Raw genomic sequence first — 21,325 nt, 5'->3', positions numbered from 1 at the left:
AAAAACCAAGCCCCACTTAGCATGGCACTTGATTTTCGGTGTATTTAGAAGATATTACTCTCTGATTTGTCCTTTACCGTTAATGTAAAATTTCGTACTTGTCAACGCCTCTAATCCCATTGGTCCACGCGCATGCATTTTCTGAGTAGAAATACCAATTTCTGCACCTAAACCAAAGACAAAGCCATCGGTAAAGCGTGTTGAAGCATTAACATATACCGCTGCTGCATCCACCTCATCTTGGAAACGTTCAGCATGTTCGAGATCTTTTGTAATAATAGCTTCTGAGTGATGTGTTGTGTATTTGTTGACCCAATTAATAGCGTCATCAAGAGAATCAACAACTTTAACAGACATGACATAGTCTAAAAATTCTGTAGCATAATCTTCAGCTGTTGCAGCTACTGCATTTTTGAAAATAGTTAACGCTTTGTCATCAGCTCGAAATTCAACTGGATGAACTACGTTAATAGCTTCTTCTAATTTTGGCAAGAAATCTTCGGCTACTGACTGATGAACGAGCAAACTTTCTGCTGCATTACAAACACTTGGACGTTGTGTTTTGGCATTAATGACAATTTTTGTTGCCATATCTAGGTCAGCCGAATCATCCACATAAATATGGACATTTCCAACCCCCGTCTCAATTACAGGAACTTTTGACTTTTCTTTGACAGTCTGAATAAGACGAGCCCCTCCGCGTGGGATAAGAACATCGACATAATCAACAGCCTGCATCAATTCTTCAGCAACCGCGTGGCTTGTATCCTCAACAAGCTGAACAACATTTTCATTAAGACCTGCTTTAGCAAGAGCCTTACGAATAACTGTCACAAGCGCAGTATTTGAATGAATCGCATCGCGCCCACCACGTAAAATAATGGCGTTACTTGTTTTAAAAGCTAAGCTGAAAGCATCGACTGAAACATTTGGACGGCTTTCAAAAATCATAGCAATCACACCAAGAGGCACACGTTTTTGCACAATTTTAAGGCCATCAAGATTAGTGTATCCACGAACTACTTGACCAATCGGGTCTTGTAAATCAGCTACTTGACGAACTCCCTCAACAATACCTTCAATACGTTTAGCATCTAGTTTCAAACGGTCAACCATGACGGGGGAAATGCCATTTTCTCTTGCTTTTTCTACATCACGCGCATTTTCTTGCAAGATAAAATCAGTTTCTGCTAATAACGCTTCCGCAACTTGACCTAGCACTACATTTTTTTCTGCTGTTCCAAGTTTTACCAAACTTTGACTAGCAATTTTAGCATTTTTCCCTAGTTCATCAATATAGCTCATCTCAAGCCTCCCTTATTATTTAGATTGTGAAAACCACGTTCCAATATTTGCACCTTCTAAAGCACGTAAAATGTCACGTGGGTTAGCGCCATTCATCAAAATCATTTGACTGTTGTTGTCAAAAACCATCTGAGCACTCTTAATCTTGCTAAGCATGCCACCTGTACCAAATCGACTTCCAGCACCACCAGCTGACTTGATGATTTCATCAGTGATTTCGCTGACACGTTCACGAAGTTTAGCATCATCATAGACATTTGGATTTTTATCATAAAGACCATCAATATCTGACAACATGATTAACAAATCTGCTTTAGTCACTTTAGCAACGATAGCTGACAAGCGGTCATTATCTCCAAATTTTGTCGTGTGATCCATTTCATCAACACTGATAGCATCATTTTCATTAACAATTGGCACAATTCCCATTGAAAGAAGAGTCTCAAAAGCGTTCGTGAAATTTGTCAAGCTTTCAGGATATTCGATGACATCACGTGTAATCAAAAGCTGGCTAACTTCTGTCTGATAGTGTGAGAAGATTTGTGAATAAAGACTCATCATAGCAACTTGACCAACACTTGAAACTGCTTGTTGACGTGCAATTTCTGTCGGACGTTTGTCCATGTTTAAGACATTCAGACCAAATCCCATGGCACCTGATGACACCAAAACTACTTCTAACCCCTTGTTCATCAAACTAGAGATGACAAAAGCTAGTTGATCGATTTTTTCAAGATTAATTTTGCCATTTGGCATGACAAGCGAACTTGTCCCGATTTTTATAACTATACGTTTTACTGATTCAAAATTACGTTTCATACGCTTATTATACACTAAAAAAACAGTCCGAGGAACTGTTTTTTATCAGCTTTTAGTCAAGAAAATGTGTTTTTTTAGATATTTTTCTCTTAGAAGATTAAAGCTGGCTAAAGATTCTCTCCATTTGAAGTGATGACCTTTTTATACCAGTCAAATGATTTTTTCTTGCTACGACGCAAAGTTCCATAACCTTCGTCATCTTTGTCAACATAGATAAAACCATAACGCTTGCTCATTTGACCTGTACTTGCTGAAATCAAATCAATGCATCCCCAGCTGGTATAGCCCATTAAGTCAACACCATCAATTTCAACAGCATCTTTCAAAGCTAAGATATGCTTGCGCATATAATCAATGCGGTAATCATCTGCCACATATCCATTTTCATCAGGAATATCCTTGGCACCAAGACCATTTTCAACAATGAATAATGGCTTTTGATAACGATCATAAAGCTGATTCAAAGCATTACGTAAACCTAATGGATCAATTTGCCAGCCCCATTCTGTTGATTCTAAATTAGGATTTTTTATTGAACGGAAAAGGTTTCCTGTAGTGGTTTCATAATCTTCTTCAAATCCACTGACCGTACGAGAGGAATAATAAGAGAAAGAAACAAAATCAACAGTATTTTTTAAACACTCAAGGTCCCCATCTAATATTTCCAACTCAATCTTTTCACGTTCAAACATTTTTTTCGCGTAATTTGGATAATATCCTCGTGCTTGAACATCAATAAAGAAATAATTTTTGCGATCACTGTCAATTGCTTCCTTGTAATCTTCTGGACGACATGAATAAGGATAATGCATACCACCTGCCAACATGCACCCAACCTGATTCTCCGAATCAATATCATGTGCTATCTTTGTCACCAAACTTGAAGCGACTAATTGATGATGAGCTGCTTGATACATGAGTTGTTTCTTATTATCTCCTTCTTTAAAAATCAGCCCACCACCTACAAAAGGGCTATGAATCAAGATATTAATTTCATTGAATGTCAACCAATAGTTGACCAAACCTTTATAAGCTGTCATAACAGTTCTAGCATAACGGACATAAGCATCCACCAAATGACGGTCACGCCAACCACCATAGCGTTTAATTAAACTGACTGGTACATCAAAATGTGCCAAAGTCACAAGAGGTTCAATGCCATACTTTTTCAATTCCTCAAAAATACCACGGTAGAAATCAAGTCCTGCCTGATTTGGCGTCTCATCATCTCCATTCGGAAAAATACGAGTCCACGAAATTGACATGCGATAAACTTTAAAACCAAGCTCCGCAAATAATTTAATATCGTCTTTGTAATGATGATACATGTCAATACCTTCTTTTGCAGGATAAAAATGATTGTCATCCCATTCTAAATGTTCCATTTCACCACTAGAAATTGCGGCTCGATCTTTTCCAATTGGTAATAAATCAACATTTGATAACCCTCGACCGTCCGCTAAAACTGCACCTTCTGCTTGATTAGCTGCTGTCGCACCACCCCATAAAAATTTTTCTGATAAGACCATTTTCTTCCTCCACGTGTTATAATATTTTAAAATTACTTTAACATTTCTCAAAAACAGCTTCAATAAGCCAAAAACGACTTGGCAAAAGATTTCATTTTTAATCAATTATGCCAAAAGAGCTGAAATAAAATTTCACTAGGAAGGAAGTCTCATGACACTTTTACAAGATATTGAACATCTGGCTAATACACGAAAAGATTCTAAAAAAGACATTGCTAATTTTATTTTGACCCACAAATTAGAACTAGCTCATTTAACACTTGATGATATTCAAAATCAAGCTTACATTTCAAAATCATCTTTAGTCCGCTTCGCTAAATCTCTTGGATTTTCTGGTTGGAAAGAATTTCTAGTACCTCTAATGGAAGAAATCTATAAAGAAAGCCAATACTTTTCCAATGTTGATCCCGATATCCCCTTTACCAAAAACGATGACAATCTTACTTTAGCTGGGAAAATTGCGCAACTTCAAATAGCAAGTATTGAAGACAGCTTAGCCTTACTAGATGATAATTTGCTTACTCAAGCAGCTTATTCTATCAAAAAAGCAAAGCGTATTGTTATTTTTGGTATTAGCCCAAATAACATATTGGCGGAAGTTTTTCGAAGACGCATGGCTGGTATCGGCAAATCTATTGAGGTTCCTCGTAATGACGAAATGGGGCTTGCCTCATTATCTTTAACCTCAGATGATTTGGCTATACTCATTTCTTATTCTGGTAAACTTCTCCAATTTCCTCCTCGATTACTCGAACATCTTGAATACAGCGAAGTCACTACACTTGCTATCACTAGCCAAGAAAAATCTCCTTTAGCTCAATTTTGTGATATCGTACTTCCTATATCCGGTCGTGAACAAATTGTTGGAAAGATTTCTGGCTTTGCATCTGAAGAATCTATTTTATTTATTCTTAATGTCCTCTACGCAGCCTATTTTTCATTAAACTACGATGCAAATCTTGCCTATAAGCAAAAAATGGCAGAGTTTCTAGAAAGCGGTCGTCAAAACAAACAACCATAAGTCGAAATAAAATTTCATCATTCAAGGTTTCCTTTTACAAAAGTTGAAACCTTTTTTCATTCTTCTCTCTATCCATTGAAAGGGCTTTCTAGCTATGGTAATCTTATCTCGAAAAATATAAAAGGGAGACAAAACTATGTCAAAAGAATATCAAGCGTTAGCTACTCAAATTATTAAATTAATTGGTGGCAAAGAAAACGTAGCTAATGTTTATCATTGCCAAACACGGCTACGTTTTACACTTGTTGATAACTTAAAAGCTGATACCGAAGCTCTTGAAGAATTAGATGGTATTACCAAAGTTCTTATCAATGCTGGTCAATATCAAATTGTCATTGGTACACATGTTGCTAGTGTCTTTGAAGAAATTGAAAAATTAGTCGAGATATCACAAGATACTACTAGCCAAGAAAAGAAAGGCGTTTTTGATGCCATTATCGATTTTGTAGCAGGAACCTTCCAACCAATTATCCCCGCCCTTTCTGGAGCTGGTATGGTAAAAGCAGTTTTAGCACTTCTTATTGTTTTTAACATCATCACCTCAGATTCACAAACCTATTACATGCTTAATGTATTTGCAGATGGTGTATTTTACTTCTTGCCAATTCTCATAGCTTTTACACAAGCACAAAAACTCAAATGTAACCCTATTTTAGCTGCAGGTGTTGCTGCCATGCTCTTACACCCAAACTGGTCAGCTCTTGTTACAGCTGGAGACGCTATCAACTTCTTTAACGTCATTCCATTTACACTAGCTAGCTATGGTTCAAGCGTTATTCCCATCATTCTTATCATTTTTGTTCAATCTTATGTTGAAAAGTTTTTAAATAAATACATTCCAAAAGCAATTAACCTTGTCTTTGTTCCAATGTTAACCTTCCTTATCATGGGAACCTTAGCCTTCTCAATTCTTGGTCCAATTGGGGCTGTTTTAGGAAATTATCTTGCAACTGTATTTACATTCTTAGCAGAAAATGCAAGTTGGGCACCCGCTTTAATCATTGGAGCATTTTTACCAATCATGGTAATGTTTGGTATTCACAATGGCGTTGCCCCACTTGGAATCATGCAAATGTCTCAACTGGGTTATGATTCCATCTTTGGTCCTGGCTGCGTCTGTTCAAATATGGCACAAGCAACAGCTGGTGCAGTGATTGCCTTTGTAACAAAAGACAAAACTACTAAAGAAACAGCTATTCCTGGTTCTATCACAGCCTACATGGGAATTACTGAGCCTCTTCTTTATGGTGTCAATCTTCCAAAACGTTATCCACTCATCGCTTCAATGATTGGTGGGGGACTTGGCGGACTTTATGCAGGACTCACACATGCCCATCGATTTGCGACAGGTTCATCTGGACTTCCTGCGATTCTTCTTTATATTGGCGATAATACTATGACTTATTTTTATAATATCATTGTCGCTATCATCATTAGCATCATTTCTACTGCCATCATCACTTTTGTTTTAGCAAAATATTTTGAAAAAGATACTACTTTAAATGACCAAAATAAATCTGAATCTCCTGTTATTACTGGTCAAGAAGTACTATCTCCACTATCTGGTGAAATCTTACCTATTGAAAAAGCACTTGATGCTGTCTTTGCCTCAAAAATCATGGGAGAAGGTGTTGCAATCATGCCAGAAACAACTGAAATTGTAGCTCCATTTGACGGAAAAGTTGAAACTCTATTTCCAACCAAACACGCTATTGGAATCATCTCTGATAGCGGAGCTGAAATCCTCATCCATGTTGGTATCAATACCGTCGACCTAAAAGGAGATGGTTTCAAAACATTTGTTAAACAAGGTGACCGTATTACAAGCGGCCAAAAGTTACTCACTTTTAACAAAGAAGCTATTGAAAAAGCTGGATACTCAACTCAGACAATGGTTGTTGTAACCAATACATCACAATACAAAACTATTACAAAACACGATAATCAATTCAGTAAAGCAGGTGATTTGATTATTGAATTAGAAAAATAAAAAGACTAGAACATTTTTGTTCTTAGTCTTCATTGAACCTAGGCTTTTGGCTTAGGTTTTTATAGTTTCTTCCAAAACTTCAGGCTAATCAATACTTGGATTGCTGCTGCGAGCAAAACAAGAACAAGTGTTAAAGTCATATTAATCAATTGTACTTGATGAATAACATTACCAATAATGACCAAGCCTAGTGCAAGCCCACCTCCAATGATATATGAGCCCATCATCATTCCAAACGTTAACCATTGACCAGAATTACGACTAAAGAGTTGTGTCACATCTTGCCAAAGCAAATTAAGATTTTTATAATCACGCCAGTAAATCAACTGCCCTTGGATGCTAATCATCATAAGCAAACCAAGTAAAAAGCCCAATATCAAAAGTGGTTTAAGTTTCAAAAGAAAGGCGCCAACAATCAAATAAACCATCGCAGGGACAAAGGCTTGAAGAGCTGCCAAAACAAGAAATTTCTGAGTTAAAAACTTCTTGAAAGGATAAGGAAGTGATTTAATAAAGTGATAGTTCTCTTTTTCAAGTGAAATTCCTACACCAAGAAACGTTGATGGTGTAGCACAGTTACTTCCCAAAATAACCCCAACAAGCATTGAAATTCCGAAATAATCGCTTAATACATTAGAAAGATTGATGCCATTTACCAGCACTGGTGTTAAGAAAATCACCACATAAATCAGTGACATGAGATAAGTCTGACTGATCAAAGTTGCATTTTGCAGTGTTGATACATGATGGTGAATCATCATATTATTCAAAGAATAAGATTTTCTTGAACACGTCTTAACGTTCTTTTTAGTCTTTTGCTTATTAGGTCTTGCATACAAGGTATTTTGATAATAATTTGGCATTGCCCATTTAACAATTCCGATAATTAAGCCAATAAGAAGAGCCAATGGCAAGTAAAAATTCAGAACAGTTGTCAAACTAAACGGTGCATTGACAATATCATAAAATCCTCTAAAGTATGGAATAATCGGACGGTCAAGAAGTTTTACTTGCTCATCACCAATATTTTTACTGTTTATGACATTCATATACAAAATAGCAGCTACTGCACCAATTGTTGAAAAAGACATCAAAATAGTAGAAATAAGCTTACGATGCTGACTTCGAACAATAATCCCACCAAGACAACTATTGGCATAAAGTGCAAGGACAGTTGACGTTGCAAACAAAATCAGAAATGCGACTACCGTCATTGGAATTGCAACTACCAGCCCAGCCAATTGACAGTAAGCTATGAAAAATAAAGATAAAAGTGGCGTTAAGAAAGTCAGTCCCATTCCAAAACTTGAAATCACTTTTGCCAAATAAAGTTCACTAGATTTTATCGGCAAATGTGCATAAAGCTTCACATCATCACTTTCATAAAAAATGCTATATATCGCTGAAAAAGCATTCAAGGTAGCCATGATAAAAAAGATGGCAGTGTAAAATGTAAAATATCCAGGATAATATTTGAAATTCAGACTAACAAACATAAAAACGTAAATCACAGCAAATAAAAGAACTAGAAAAATTTGCTGACGAATAACACTCTTATATGCCGAAATTTTCTTCTGCGGATTTTTCTCTTGTTTTCGTTTAACTGCAGTAACGTTTTGTGGATTTGAATAAAGAATATTAATCTTAACAAGTTCCCAAATAATTGACCAGTTCATACACTCACACCTCTTCTGCCTTACGTCCTGCAAGTTCAAGGTAAATCGTTTCTAAATCTTTATCAGGATGGTTCGCTTTCAACTCTTCCAATGAGCCAACAAAAATCAATTTTCCTTCTTTCAAGATGCCGATGCGGTCACACAATTGTTCAGCAACTGCCAAAACGTGTGTTGAGAAAAGCACTGTATTGCCACCACGCGCATGCTCTTTCATCATCTCTTTCAAATCAAAAGCTGCTTGTGGGTCAAGTCCTGTCAATGGTTCATCCAAAATCCAAATATCTGGATTTGAAATCAAAGCTCCGATGACAATCACTTTTTGACGCATACCATGTGAAAAACTTTCAATCAATTCATCAACATGTTCAGAAATATCAAATAGGTGTGACAGACGGTCAATACGTTCTTCAACTTTTGCTTCATCCACACCATAAATTTTTGCTAAGAAATGCCAGTACTCACTCGCCGTCAAATTCAAAAATAAATCTGGTGAGTCAGGAACATAACCAATACGTTTTTTAATCTCATCACGATGTTCTGACAAAGCCAAATCATCTACAAAAACCTCACCGTAAGTAGCCTCAATAATTGAGGTTAAAATACTAATAGTCGTTGTTTTCCCAGCACCATTGTGACCAATAAGACCAAAAATCTCACCGTTCTCAATAGTTACATTAAGGTCACTAAGTGCTTCCTTATCTCCATATAATTTTGAAACATGTTCAAAACGAATCATTTTATTTCCCCCTAAATATCCTCAAAGTGGCTTTATCCACTTTGAAACTTCCTTTTTTTCATAATAGTCCGCTGCCCATTTGTGAGTTAAATCTTTCAAATTCAAAACACCTCGAGGTAATTGAAAATCATTGTGAGCATAAAAAAGATTTAGTTCATGCTCTAAGTGCATGGCAGACAATCCAGCATCATCACTTTTAATGATTTCATTAGAGGCAGACAGTAAAATTTTAGACAATTCAACATTCTGACGCACACTCATATCTTCATAAGCTACTTTTATTGCCTTATACAATTTACCACATCGCTCTTCCATCGAACCTCACCTTCTCCTCAATTTTGTACTATTAAATTAACACAATTACCTTTTACAATATCTTACCGTTTATCACATTTTTTGTCAACAAATAACAAAAAAGCCCTTGCTGAGCAAGGGCTTTTTAGATTATTTATAATTGATTATAAAGATTCGAAAAGGCTAACAGCGTTATCAACTGTGAATCCATATTCTTCAAAGATTTTAGCACCTGGTGCAGAAGCTCCCCAAGTATCGATTGTAAGAGTTTTACCTTGGAGACCAACGTATTTGCCCCAACCAAAGCTTGAGCCAGCTTCAATTGCCAAACGTTTTGTAACGTTAGCTGGAAGAATACTTTCTTTGTAAGCTGCATCTTGTTCGTCAAAGATGTTTTGTGCTGGCATTGAAACCACACGAACATGAACACCTTTAGCTTCCAAAGCAGCTTGAGTATCAAGAGCTAATTTCACTTCAGAACCAGTAGCAATAAGGATACCGTCAAGGTCACCTTTAGCTTCTGAAAGGATGTAAGCACCTTTGTTCACACCATCTTCTGCCAATTCTTTTGTTCCTTCAAGAACAGGAAGATTTTGACGAGTCAAGACAAGCATTGTTGGACGGTTTGTTTCAGCAAGAGCACGTTTCCATGCAGCGTTTGTTTCGTTACCATCAGCTGGACGAATAACGTTAAGATTTGGCATAGAACGAACGCTAGCCAATTGTTCAACTGGTTCGTGAGTTGGACCATCTTCACCAACGGCGATTGAGTCGTGAGTCATGACATAAACAGTTGGTAATTGTTGAAGAGCTGCCATACGAACAGCTGGAAGTAGGTAGTTAGAGAATACGAAGAATGTACCACCGTAAACACGAGTACCACCATGAAGGGCAATACCATTCATAGCAGCTGCCATGGCAAATTCACGTACACCAAACCAGATGTTGCGACCAAGGTAGTTATCTGGTTGGAAATCAGATTCTACTTTGACCATTGTATTATTTGATGCAGAAAGGTCAGCTGAACCACCCCAGAATGATGGAACTTGTGCTGAGATTTGTTGAATAGCTTGTTGGCTTGATGAACGGCTAGCAAGGCTAGTTCCGATTTCAAAGTCTTCAAGTTTTACGTCAACTGGTTTGTTAGCAAATGCAGCCTTATATTCAGCAGCTAATTCTGGGTAAGCAGCTTCGTATTCACGGAATTTAGTTTCCCATGCGTTTTGAGCAGCTTCACCACGGAATTTAATACCAACTTCGAAACGTTTTGCAACTTCTTCTGGAACTGTGAATTCTGGATATTCCCAACCATAAGATTTTTTAGCATAAGCAATTCCGTCAACACCAAGAGGTGCACCGTGGACAGCTGATGTACCTTGTTTTTCGGCACCAAAACCAATGATTGTTTTAACTTCAATGATAGATGGTTTTTCTGTTTCAGCTTTTGCTTCTTCGATAGCTTTAGCAATTGCTTCAAGGTCATTACCATCTTTAACTAGAATGTGTTGCCATCCGTAAGCTTCAAATTTACCTTTGATATCTTCTGTGAAAGCTTTTGATGTTGGACCATCAAGTGAGATGTCATTTGAATCATAAAGAAGAACCAATTTACCAAGTTTTAAGTGACCAGCAAGACTTGCTGCTTCTTGGCTGACACCTTCCATCAAGCATCCATCACCATGCAAAGCGTATGTATAGTGGTCAACAATATCAAAACCAGGTTTGTTAAATTTTGCAGCTAAGTGAGCTTCTGCCATTGCCATACCAACAGCATTAGCAATACCTTGACCAAGAGGTCCAGTTGTTGCTTCAACACCGTCTGTGTGGTTTACTTCTGGGTGACCTGGTGTTTTTGAACCCCATTGACGGAAGTTTTTCAAATCATCAATAGTCACATCATAACCTGATAGGTGAAGAAGACTGTATAAAAGTGCAGAACCGTGACCTGCAGATAGTACGAAACGATCTCGGTTAGACCAAGAGCGGCTTGTTTTTGGATTAACGTTCATTACATGATTCCAAAGAACATAAGCCATAGGTGCAGCTCCCATTGGAAGACCTGGGTGACCAGAATTGGCTGCCTGAATGGCATCAATTGAGAGCGTGCGGACAGTGTTAACTGCCAATTGATCAATAGCATCAAATGTCATGAGTGAAACCTTTCTGTTTTTAAGGACTTAAAGTATTATTGTTCGGATTCTATTATAACATAAAATACTTGACTTTTTAAATTAAATTATTATTTGGTTTTTTGTAAACATTTTCCTAAACAATAAAGCCCAGCATTTATAGCTGAGCTTTATGTTTTTTATGAATTTGGATCGTCAAGGCTGCGACCATGCAAACCACGTTCGCGTTGCAATTGACGGAGTTTTTCAGGAGTTACATCATTTCCTTTTTCATCGACAATTTTAATACCTGCGATGTGGTGAAGAAGTGAATGACGATAACCTTCGATATACTCTTTACGCAATTTAGCTTGTTCAACTTTTTCTGCACCAGTCAAGCCAACTGTTTTTTTCTTACGTGCAAGTTCATTAATACGTTGAATCTTTTTTTCATTCATGAGTAAGACTCACCAAACGCCCAAATAATATTTGAAACGTTATTCCTTTCTATAATTTACCAAAACTTCTCATAAAGTCTGATATAAGTCAGAAATCTACTCAAAGAGTAGATTTCTTAAGCTTATTTGGTATTCAATTTGTTAAATGCGGCAACGCTGCTTGCTTTTGCTGTCAATTCAGCAAGGATAGCTAAGCGATTGTTTTTAACAGCTTCATTATCTACCATAACCATTGTATTGTCAAAGAATTTGTCAATAACTGAACTTAGGGCAAATAATTGTGCCAATTTATCGCTAGCAGAGCCAGCCAAGTTTAAGTCTGCTGCAGCTTGTGCCAAGGCTTTTTCTTCGTCATTTTCAAACAAGCTTGCATCAACTGCTACACCTGCTTGTGCTTTTTCAGCAAGATTGAAGACACGTGAAAGACTTTCAACTGCTGATTTGTAACCTTCTGCTTTGCTTGCTTCAACAAGAGCATCAGCAGCTTCAAGCATTTCAGCAACAACAAAGTTTGAACCAGCAAGAACAGCTTCTTTAATGTCTTTAGAAACTGATTTGCTCATCATTTTTTCAACACGAGCACGGATGAAGTCCATAACTTCTGCTTTGTGTTCATAAGTCAAGCTGTCAAATGACAAAGCATACAAGTTATCAATCAATTCGTCCATTGGAATTTTCAATCCAAATGCGTCCATGATACGAACCACACCAGCTGTTGCACGACGAAGAGCGTATGGGTCGTTTGAACCTGATGGAATCAAACCAACTGAGAAGAATGACAAGATTGTATCCAATTTATCAGCAAGTGCCAAAAGAGCACCAACTTTAGTTTCTGGAAGATCACCTTCAGCTGAATTTGGAAGGTAGTGTTCACGAATAGCTGTAGCTACTGCGGCATCTTCGCCTGCAAGAAGGGCATATTTTTCACCCATGATACCTTGCAATTCGTCAAATTCACCAACCATACCAGTCAATAGGTCAAATTTGTAGATTTCAGCAGCGCGTGCAAGTGCTTTGCTTTCTTCAGCAGAAGCGCCAGCTTTTTCAGCAAGGTAAGCAGCAATCACTTTGCTACGGCTCATGTGTTCTGAAAGTGAACCAATTTTTTCGTGGAATGTAACGTTGTCAAGTTTAGCAACAAGGTCAGCAATTTTAAGTTTTTGGTCTTCACGCCAGAAGAATTCTCCATCTTCCAAACGAGCAACAAGAACTTTTTCATTACCTTTAATGACGTTTTCGATGTGTTTTTCGTTACCGTTACGAACTGAGATGAAGTTTGGCATCAAGTTGCCATCAAGGTCACGAACAACGAAGTAACGTTGGTGGTTTTTCATTGAAGTAACGAGCACTTCTTCTGGAACTTCAAGATATTTAGTATCGAAGCTACCCATGAAAGCAGTTGGGTATTCAACCAAGTTAAGAACTTCGTTAAGCAATTCATCATCGATTTCAACACGAACGTTTTCAGCTTTTTCGATAGCTTTGATTTGGTTAACAATCATGTCTTGACGTTCTTTAGCATCTGCGATAACAAAGACTTTACGCAAATCTTCTTCGTATGAATCAGCGCTAGCAATTTCTGTTTCATGACCAAGGAAACGGTGACCACGGCTCACACGACCTGAGTGAATGTCTAAGAAATCAAGGTCAAGAGCTTCATCATCAAGAAGGACAGTCAATGTGTGAACTGGACGGATGTATTCAAAAGTATTGTTTGCCCAGTGCATGTTTACTGGGAAAGTCATTGCTGACAAGATTTCTGGAATGTCTACAAGAACTTCTTTAGCAGCTTTTCCTGCTTCATGTTTTGTAACGTAAACATACTCTTCACCTTTGACTTCGCGGAATTCGATGTCATCAGTTGTCAAACCTTTACCACGTACAAAACCTTGTGCAGCTTTTGTAAAGTTACCATCAGCATCCAAAGCGATTTTTTTAGAAGGACCTTTGAAATCTTCTGTCAAATCAGTTTGAGCATCAGCAAGACCAAGAACACGTACAGCCAAACGACGTGGAGTTGAGAAAGTTTGAATGCCTTCAAATGCCAAGCGTTTTTCTTTCAAAAATGCTGCCATACGGTCACCAAGTTGTTTTTCACTTGGAGTAACAACATAAGCTGGTAATTCTTCTAAACCAAGTTCTACAAGTAAATTTTTAGCCATTATTCAGCATCCTCCTTCAAAAGTTTTTCACGTGTTGCTTCGTCAAGTAATGGGTAACCAAGACGTTTACGTTCAGCAACAAATGTTTTCGCAACGACACGAGCCAAGTTACGGATACGAGCAATGTAACCAGCACGTTCTGTTACAGAAACTGCACCACGCGCATCAAGCAAGTTGAATGTGTGTGAACATTTCAAAACGTAGTCGTAAGCTGGGTGAACCAAGTTTTCTTCCAAGCAACGTTTTGCTTCTGTTTCAAATTTTTCAAAGTTTTCAAGAAGCATATCTTGGTTAGAAATTTCAAATGAGTATTTTGAGTGTTCAAATTCTGGTTGAAGGAAAATTTCACCGTATTTAACACCTGGAGCCCATTCAATATCATAAACAGAATCAACTTCTTGGATGTAAGATGCCAAACGTTCAAGACCGTAAGTAACTTCTGATGTTACAGGACCAGTTTGCAAACCACCAACTTGTTGGAAGTAAGTGAATTGAGTGATTTCCATACCGTCAAGCCAAACTTCCCAACCAAGACCAGCTGAACCAGTTGATGGGTTTTCCCAGTTATCTTCAACGAAACGAATATCGTGTTCCAAAGTATTGATTCCCAAACGTTCCAATGATTCAAGGTAAAGTTCTTGAATGTTTGATGGAGATGGTTTCATAACAACTTGGAATTGGTGGTGTTGGTAAAGACGGTTAGGGTTTTCACCATAACGACCATCTGCTGGACGACGTGATGGTTCTACGTAAGCTGCATTCCATGGTTCTGGACCAATAGCACGAAGGAATGTGTAAGGGCTCATTGTACCAGCACCTTTTTCATTATCGTAAGCTTGCATTAACATACAACCTTGGTCATTCCAAAATTGTTGCAAAGTCAAAATAATCTCTTGGAAAGTCAATTTTTTAGACATACATCTACTCCTTATTTTTTTAACTTAATTGGCGAAGTATCATCTGGAATTCAGCCGTTCCCATAATAAAAGAACCGCCAACACACCCATATGATACCTCATAAGGGGCGTTAAAACGCGGTTCCACCCTATTTTATTACTTCATTTATCTGATTTTAACTTAGACTAGCTAAGCGAAAGCGCCAGCGACTCATTTTAGTTTCATCCGACTTCCACCACCTCGGACTCGCTAAGAAACACCATGAGGCCCTCTCTCTTCACCAGTTATTTTAGCACAAATGTATTTGAGTGTCTAGTAAATATCAAAAAAGCTGAACCTACTACTGCAAATCCAACTTTTTTGTATCTTCTAAGCTTTCCAAGCTTCTTGTCCGCCAAGATAAGTTGCTCGTAAATCAAGATCCTTATCTAAGACAATGAAGTCTGCCAAACGACCTTTTTTAATTTGGCCGCATTTATCATCAATACCAACAGAAATTGCTGCTGTGAGACTTGCCATATTAATAGCTTGCGCTTTTGAAGCAATTCCCCAATTAACCACATTTTTAACGGCATCTTTCAACTGAAGAATTGAACCAGCGAGAGCTCCATTTGATTTCAAGCGTGCAGTTCCTTTTTCAACAGTTACAGGAAATTCACCAAGCATGTAGTCACCATCTTTAAGACCACCAGCACTCATACAATCTGTAATCAAAACCACGTGTTCATGATCTTTTTGGTGCATCAAAATGTCACAAGCTGATGGATGAACATGGTGTCCGTCACAAATTAACTCAGCATAAGTATTTGGCATTTCATAAACAGCACCTACCATACCAGGTTCACGGTGATTAAGTCCGCGCATACCATTATAGGCATGCACCCAGACAGAAGCTCCTGCTTCCACTGCTTTTGCGGCTTGATTATATGTCGCATCAGAGTGTCCAAGAGCCACAATCACATTTTTATCATTTGCATAATTGATAAAGTCTTCGACTTCATCTCGTTCAGGTGCTAAAGCAATTTTTTTCAAGAGTCCTTTTGAACTTTCCAACCATTGATCGAGTTCAGCAGTTGAAGGATTTTTCATATAAGATGGATTTTGAGCACCTTTGTATTTTTCAGTAAAATAAGGTCCCTCAAAGAAAAGTCCTTGAATGCGTGCTCCTTTTTCTTGACCTGCGACATCTGCTGCTGTGCGACAAATATCGTCAAGCGTATCAAATGAAGCTGTCAAGGCTGTCGGTAAGAAACTTGTCACACCAGCACCCAAAAGGGCTTCACTCATAGTCTTAAAAGCTTCTTGGGTGTTATCCATCACATCAACACCAGCAAAGCCATGAATGTGTGTATCAACTAAACCAGGTGCCACACTAAAACCTGAATAATCTATAATTTCTGCGCCATGTGGTGCTTCTTCTTGCCAATCACCGAAACGATCATTTTCAATAGCAAGGTAACCCGCACCTTTTACATGGTAAGGATAGTAAAATTCATCTGCTTTTATGTATTTTGTCATTTGAATTGCCTCCATGACTACATTATAAAATAAAAGCGCTTTTTTGTAAATGGTATATACCAAATTTATACCAATTCAAAATTGGTATTGAAAAATACCCTTAAGAAAATTTCTCAAAGGTACTAGATTTATGATTAAATTTGATTTTCAAGAACTTTTTCAACCAAGTTTAAAGCGTGGTCGGTAATACGTGTACATGGTGTAATAAGATCGATAAAGTTAACACCAGCAAGCGGCGTACATTCACCATTGTTCATACGTTTAATATGATTTTTACGAATGCGACGTTCCAAGTGTGCGATTTCTTTATGACGATCAACCAACTCATTTGCTAGCGGCAGGTCGTTATCAATGACAACTTTAAGTGAATCAAGAATCATGCGATGTGTTTCGTGATATAGGTTGTCAATTTCTTTAACAGCGGCTTGTGAGAAAGTGATGTCTTTTGAAATATTATGTTCCATCAAGTGAACCAAGCTAATACTGTGGTCACCGATACGTTCAAGGTCACGTGATGAATCGAGAACACTTGATAAAATTTCACTTTCGTGTTGACTTAATTGCTCACTTGAAAGATCAATCAAATATTTTGTCAATTCTTCATCGACATTATTAATAGTGTCCTCAAATTTTTGTGTCTTTTCAGCATATTTTTCATTTCTTGTTTCCACAAACAAGAAAGCTGCTTCAAAGGCTTGAGTCGCAAAGGCACCTAAGTGAATCAATTGTTTTTTAGCATTCCCAAGAGCAATAGCTGGCGCTTGTTTAAGAATAATCTTATCAAGGTAAATAGCTTTGTACTTAGTAGCTTCATCTTCACCAGGAATTAATTTTGTAACTACAAATGCCAAAGTTCCAATAAATGGGAAGAGCAAAATGGTATTTGTAATATTAAAAGTACCATGTGCAAAGGCAACTGTCATCGCTGGCGTCAATTTAAAGTGAAGTTCCATCCACTGCATTAAGCCAGTAAATGGCACCAATAGAACCATAAACAAGACAGTTCCGATAACATTGAAAAGTACGTGCGCTCCTGCAACTCGTTTTGCTGCAACATTAGAGCCGATTGCTGCAAGAACGGCTGTAATACAAGTACCGATGTTACTTCCTAGAAGAATCGGAATTGACCCTTGAAGATCAAGAAGATTTCCTGCATACAATCCTTGCAAAATACCGATAATGGCAGCTGATGATTGGATAAGCATAGTCAAGCCAGTCCCAATCAAAACACCCATAATTGGTTTGTCACCTAAAGTTGCTAAATAATCCTGAAAGGCTGGAACAGATTTTAATGGAGCCATCGCATCACCCATAATGTTTAGTGAGAAGAAAATTCCTCCAACACCAAAAATGATACGTCCGATATTGTTTAAACGTCGATTTGACGTAAAGAACAACAAAGCAGCACCGATAAAAATCATCGGAAGGGCATAATCACCCAAATTAAAACCAATCAGAAAAGACGTAACAGTCGTCCCGATATTGGCACCCATGACAATACCAATCGCTTGTCTCAAGGTTAAAAGTCCTGCTGATACCAAACCAACAGTAATAACTGTTACCCCTGAACTTGATTGGATTAGAGCTGACATGGCTAAACCAACAAGAATTCCTAAGAAAGGATTACTTGTATATTTGTCGATATAAAAACGAAGTCTGTCTCCCGCTGCTTGTTGCAGACCGTCTCCCATGTATTTAATACTAAAGAGAAAGAGTCCTAGACCTCCAAAAAAACCAAAAGCAATTTCTTGCCAATTTACTGACACAGTCTTATCCTCAAATACTATAATTTTACCGAGAAAAAACCCGATACTTCCATTTTAATGTATTCAACGTAAACAGACAAGTATTTTTTTAAGCTTTTTCTAAATTGATAACGTTTTGAAATAACATCACTCCTCTAAGAAAGCTACTTCTAAATATTTTTTCAAATTTTTAATAAGCTTAAATGATAAAAAATTAAAATTTCGAGGAGTTTTTAGGAAAAAGATTAATACGCTGCCATTTATATGTTATAATAGGAAAAGACGCTGTGTCTCAATAAATACTACTAATCTAGTCTACTTTTCAATGTGATGGCGACTTCATCATCAAGTAATATTAAATAATTCAAAAAAGGAGCTCTCATGAAAGCAACAAAAAGTGAAGTTACTTATTTTATTTTAAGTATTATTTTAATTGCCTTAGCAGGCGGAATTTACTTTGTCTTTGGTAATACACATACAAGCACATCAAGTTCACAACCTAAAACATCAATTAGCTCATCTTCTAGCCAAGCAGATTTAGAAGCTAACGCACAAGCTCTCCTAGCTGAAGCTCAAGCTAATCCTTCAGCCGAAGCCATTTCTAGTGCACAAGATGCTATTAACAAACTTTCTGATGAAGCTAAAAAGACTGATTTGCAATCACAATTAGATGCTGTTTCTGCAGAACTTACTAATAGAAATAACGCAGAATCTGCTGTCACAACTGCAGAATCTGAACAAACAAGCCAAAACGTTGATGCAGCCCAAGCTGCAATCGACGCCGTAGGTGACCAAGCAACTAAAGATCAGCTTCAAGCGCGTCTTGACGCTGTTTCTAATGCTATTGCAGCTGCTGTTAACAAAACTGAAGATACAACAGCAGCATCAGATAGCTCAGATAACTCTGACAGTTCTACTATTAATCCAAATAACACAACTCGAACTCCTTCTTCAGTTGTAACTGATGGTAATTACACTTATTACAGCTATTAATGATGTCAATCGGATTTATTTTTTCTGCGATTGGTGCGACATGTTTAGCAGCCGCATCTTTTGCTAAAACTAAAAAACATATGTTAATGTGGCAATTGTCGGATTACTTCTTCACGATGATTGCTAATTTTTTACTTGGCGGCTACACAGGAGCCATTTCTATTAGTGTATCGATAATTCGTAATACACTCATGATTAAAAATTGGGATTCAATCTATTCAACCATTCTTTTGGTGATAATACAGGTTTCAGCTGGAACTTACTTTAATAACCTTGGCTTAATTGGATTGCTTCCATTAATTTCCTCAGTATCTTATACTATCGTTTCCTTTGCAACTGATAAAGTGCAATGGCTCCGCTGGGTTACTGTTGAAAATATGATACTTTGGGCATTTTATGACTTCACTATTAAAGCATACCCAGCTTTAATCATGGATGTATTTATTACAATCACCACATTAATTGCTATTGCTAAATACAGTTCCTTTAATCAAACGAAAAAAGAGCATGAGTGATACTCATGCTCTTTTATATTGACTTACACTGTTTCGTACCCTAATAAAATACCACCATCTTCTCCGTAGAAACTACATAGACCTGATGCAGGTACGCATGTGACATCAGCTTGTGGGTATTTTTCTTTAATTTTTTCAGTCAATTGCTGACATGCTTTTTCGTTATTGGCATGAGCAATCATAACTTTACCACCTTGATAGCCTTCTTTAAGCATTTCATCGATAGTTGCTTGAACAGCTTTTTTCTGTCCACGCGCTTTATGAAGGAGTTCCAACTTACCTTCGTCGCTTGCTTTACCGACCATACGAATGTTCAAAAGTCCAACAACTTTTCCGACAAGTTTACTCAAGCGACCATTTTTAACAAGATTATCAACACGAGCAAGGACAAAAAGGAGTCTTGTTTTAGCTTGATAAGCTGTAATTGCCTCAACTACTTCGTCAAAACTTAGCCCTTTTGCAATCAAGCGGCTCAATTCAAGAACAATCAAATCGATTTCACCACCTGCTGACAAAGAATCAATAACGTGAACATTCACATTTGGGTGTTCTTCTAAAAGCATATGTTTTGCAACTTGGGCACTATTTTGGCTTCCTGAGAGATTACCAGTGATTGTGATAGCAATAACATTTTCAGCACCTTGATAGGCTTGTAAGAAAGCATCTGGGCTTGGGCAACTTGATTTTGATGAAACTGGGCTTTCGTACATCGTTTTCATCATATTAGCAACATCTAAGCCTTCATCATCTACAAAGATTTCTGAACCGATTTGAATTGTAAGTGGGACATTTTGGTATTCGACGTGTTCAGCAAGTCCTTCAATTTGTCGAATATCACATCCAGAATCTGCAACAATTTTCCAACTCATATCTATATCCTCCAATCCATTGAGATTAAAATTTATTTGACAAACAAAGTATTTTCACCTAAAATTATATCATTAATGCCCTTACATTAGCCATTAAAAACAATCAGATGTCACAAGTACGAGGTTTTTGTCATGACGGAAAAGACAATTTCAAAAAATTCCTTGCAAAATTTAAAAGTTTCAAATAAGGAATCACGAAAATTGACTCGTGAGTCCCTTGAAACGGCACTTTTGCTACTTCTTGAAAAGAAAACCTTGGACCAAATTACTATCTCAGAACTCGTTGCCAAAGCTGGAGTCTCACGCAACGCCTTCTACCGTAATTACAAATCAAAAGAAGCTATATTAGAATCAATTCTAACCCAAATCGTTCGACGAATTTTTCGTGGTCTTAAAGCCTTTGATTTAAAAAGTCAACTCTCCCAAGCTTGGCTTTTCATTTTGAACGAAGCTAAAAAAGAGGCACAAGTCCTTTGTGCTATCTTTGAACAACACCTTGAAAAACTCTTGACAGGAATTGTCTCTAAACGCTTAAAAGCTTATCAAAGGTTCAAGAAAAAGCGTAACTCAAACTACACTAACTCATTTTGGAGTAATGCCATTATCTCAGTCCTATCTAATTGGGTGGCTGATGATATGCGCACACCTGCTGAAGAAGTTGCAGCAATTGGTTTACCGCTTTTCTTATAA

Annotated in this window: 18 protein-coding genes; 5 read left to right on the top strand and 13 right to left on the bottom strand. The window is 37.4% G+C overall.

Annotated elements, in window-relative coordinates; all coding sequences use genetic code 11:
* Window positions 1-54: 54 nt before the first annotated feature.
* The 3 genes from ACN0NP_RS06885 to ACN0NP_RS06875 form a co-directional block, all read right to left on the bottom strand.
* Window positions 55-1,305, bottom strand: a complete 1,251-nt coding sequence (locus tag ACN0NP_RS06885) for a glutamate-5-semialdehyde dehydrogenase (RefSeq protein WP_423217013.1) — start codon at window positions 1,303-1,305, stop codon at window positions 55-57.
* 15 nt (window positions 1,306-1,320) lie between these two features.
* A complete protein-coding gene (proB, locus tag ACN0NP_RS06880) occupies window positions 1,321-2,124 on the bottom strand; it encodes a glutamate 5-kinase (protein ID WP_423217012.1) in 804 nt (267 codons plus the stop codon).
* Window positions 2,125-2,231: 107 nt separating this feature from the next.
* Window positions 2,232-3,653 (bottom strand): 6-phospho-beta-glucosidase, encoded by a 1,422-nt coding sequence (locus ACN0NP_RS06875; protein WP_423217011.1) that lies wholly within the window; start codon window positions 3,651-3,653, stop codon window positions 2,232-2,234.
* A 151-nt stretch (window positions 3,654-3,804) separates the two neighbouring features.
* Here ACN0NP_RS06875 and ACN0NP_RS06870 point away from each other — a divergent pair, with 151 nt between their 5' ends.
* A complete protein-coding gene (locus ACN0NP_RS06870; protein WP_423217010.1) occupies window positions 3,805-4,674 on the top strand; it encodes a MurR/RpiR family transcriptional regulator in 870 nt (289 codons plus the stop codon).
* Window positions 4,675-4,810: 136 nt separating this feature from the next.
* Window positions 4,811-6,664, top strand: a complete 1,854-nt coding sequence (locus ACN0NP_RS06865; RefSeq protein WP_423217009.1) for a beta-glucoside-specific PTS transporter subunit IIABC — start codon at window positions 4,811-4,813, stop codon at window positions 6,662-6,664.
* 59 nt (window positions 6,665-6,723) lie between these two features.
* Here the strand turns inward: ACN0NP_RS06865 and ACN0NP_RS06860 are convergent, their stop codons facing one another.
* From ACN0NP_RS06860 to ACN0NP_RS06820, 9 genes are all read right to left on the bottom strand, one after another.
* A complete protein-coding gene (locus tag ACN0NP_RS06860) occupies window positions 6,724-8,340 on the bottom strand; it encodes an ABC transporter permease (RefSeq protein ID WP_423217008.1) in 1,617 nt (538 codons plus the stop codon).
* A gap of 4 nt (window positions 8,341-8,344) precedes the next feature.
* On the bottom strand, window positions 8,345-9,076 hold the full coding sequence (locus ACN0NP_RS06855; RefSeq protein WP_074534109.1) for an ABC transporter ATP-binding protein: 732 nt from the start codon (window positions 9,074-9,076) through the stop codon (window positions 8,345-8,347).
* Between the two features lie 21 nt (window positions 9,077-9,097).
* Entirely contained in the window at window positions 9,098-9,391 is a 294-nt protein-coding gene (locus ACN0NP_RS06850; protein WP_423217007.1) for a bacteriocin immunity protein, read from the bottom strand.
* Window positions 9,392-9,534: 143 nt separating this feature from the next.
* Window positions 9,535-11,520, bottom strand: coding sequence for a transketolase (gene tkt / locus ACN0NP_RS06845; protein ID WP_021141750.1), 1,986 nt, complete (start codon window positions 11,518-11,520; stop codon window positions 9,535-9,537).
* A gap of 158 nt (window positions 11,521-11,678) precedes the next feature.
* Entirely contained in the window at window positions 11,679-11,936 is a 258-nt protein-coding gene (locus tag ACN0NP_RS06840) for a DUF896 family protein (protein WP_024344626.1), read from the bottom strand.
* Window positions 11,937-12,058: 122 nt separating this feature from the next.
* Entirely contained in the window at window positions 12,059-14,098 is a 2,040-nt protein-coding gene (glyS, locus tag ACN0NP_RS06835) for a glycine--tRNA ligase subunit beta (RefSeq protein ID WP_045798199.1), read from the bottom strand.
* The gene (gene glyQ / locus ACN0NP_RS06830; protein ID WP_006531137.1) at window positions 14,098-15,015 is read right to left on the bottom strand and encodes a glycine--tRNA ligase subunit alpha; all 918 of its coding nucleotides are present in this window, start codon (window positions 15,013-15,015) and stop codon (window positions 14,098-14,100) included. The genes glyS and glyQ overlap by 1 nt, the downstream gene beginning before the upstream one ends.
* A gap of 349 nt (window positions 15,016-15,364) precedes the next feature.
* On the bottom strand, window positions 15,365-16,513 hold the full coding sequence (nagA, locus tag ACN0NP_RS06825) for an N-acetylglucosamine-6-phosphate deacetylase (protein ID WP_423217006.1): 1,149 nt from the start codon (window positions 16,511-16,513) through the stop codon (window positions 15,365-15,367).
* Between the two features lie 134 nt (window positions 16,514-16,647).
* Window positions 16,648-18,279 carry a Na/Pi cotransporter family protein gene (locus ACN0NP_RS06820; RefSeq protein WP_278488092.1) on the bottom strand — a complete coding sequence of 544 codons (1,632 nt, stop codon included), beginning with the start codon at window positions 18,277-18,279 and terminating at the stop codon, window positions 16,648-16,650.
* Between the two features lie 360 nt (window positions 18,280-18,639).
* Between ACN0NP_RS06820 and ACN0NP_RS06815 the strand changes: the two genes are divergently transcribed.
* Together ACN0NP_RS06815 and ACN0NP_RS06810 are read left to right on the top strand one after the other, a co-directional pair.
* Window positions 18,640-19,251 (top strand): GA-like domain-containing protein, encoded by a 612-nt coding sequence (locus ACN0NP_RS06815; RefSeq protein ID WP_423217005.1) that lies wholly within the window; start codon window positions 18,640-18,642, stop codon window positions 19,249-19,251.
* A gap of 2 nt (window positions 19,252-19,253) precedes the next feature.
* Window positions 19,254-19,766, top strand: coding sequence for a YgjV family protein (locus ACN0NP_RS06810; protein ID WP_074480825.1), 513 nt, complete (start codon window positions 19,254-19,256; stop codon window positions 19,764-19,766).
* Window positions 19,767-19,789: 23 nt separating this feature from the next.
* Here the strand turns inward: ACN0NP_RS06810 and ACN0NP_RS06805 are convergent, their stop codons facing one another.
* On the bottom strand, window positions 19,790-20,635 hold the full coding sequence (locus ACN0NP_RS06805) for a DegV family protein (RefSeq protein WP_423217004.1): 846 nt from the start codon (window positions 20,633-20,635) through the stop codon (window positions 19,790-19,792).
* A 132-nt stretch (window positions 20,636-20,767) separates the two neighbouring features.
* Between ACN0NP_RS06805 and ACN0NP_RS06800 the strand changes: the two genes are divergently transcribed.
* Window positions 20,768-21,325, top strand: a complete 558-nt coding sequence (locus tag ACN0NP_RS06800) for a TetR/AcrR family transcriptional regulator (RefSeq protein WP_021141741.1) — start codon at window positions 20,768-20,770, stop codon at window positions 21,323-21,325.

This window comes from Streptococcus equinus (assembly GCF_049393805.1).
GTDB lineage: Bacteria > Bacillota > Bacilli > Lactobacillales > Streptococcaceae > Streptococcus > Streptococcus equinus.
This window is presented reverse-complemented; position numbering and strand designations above follow the sequence as displayed.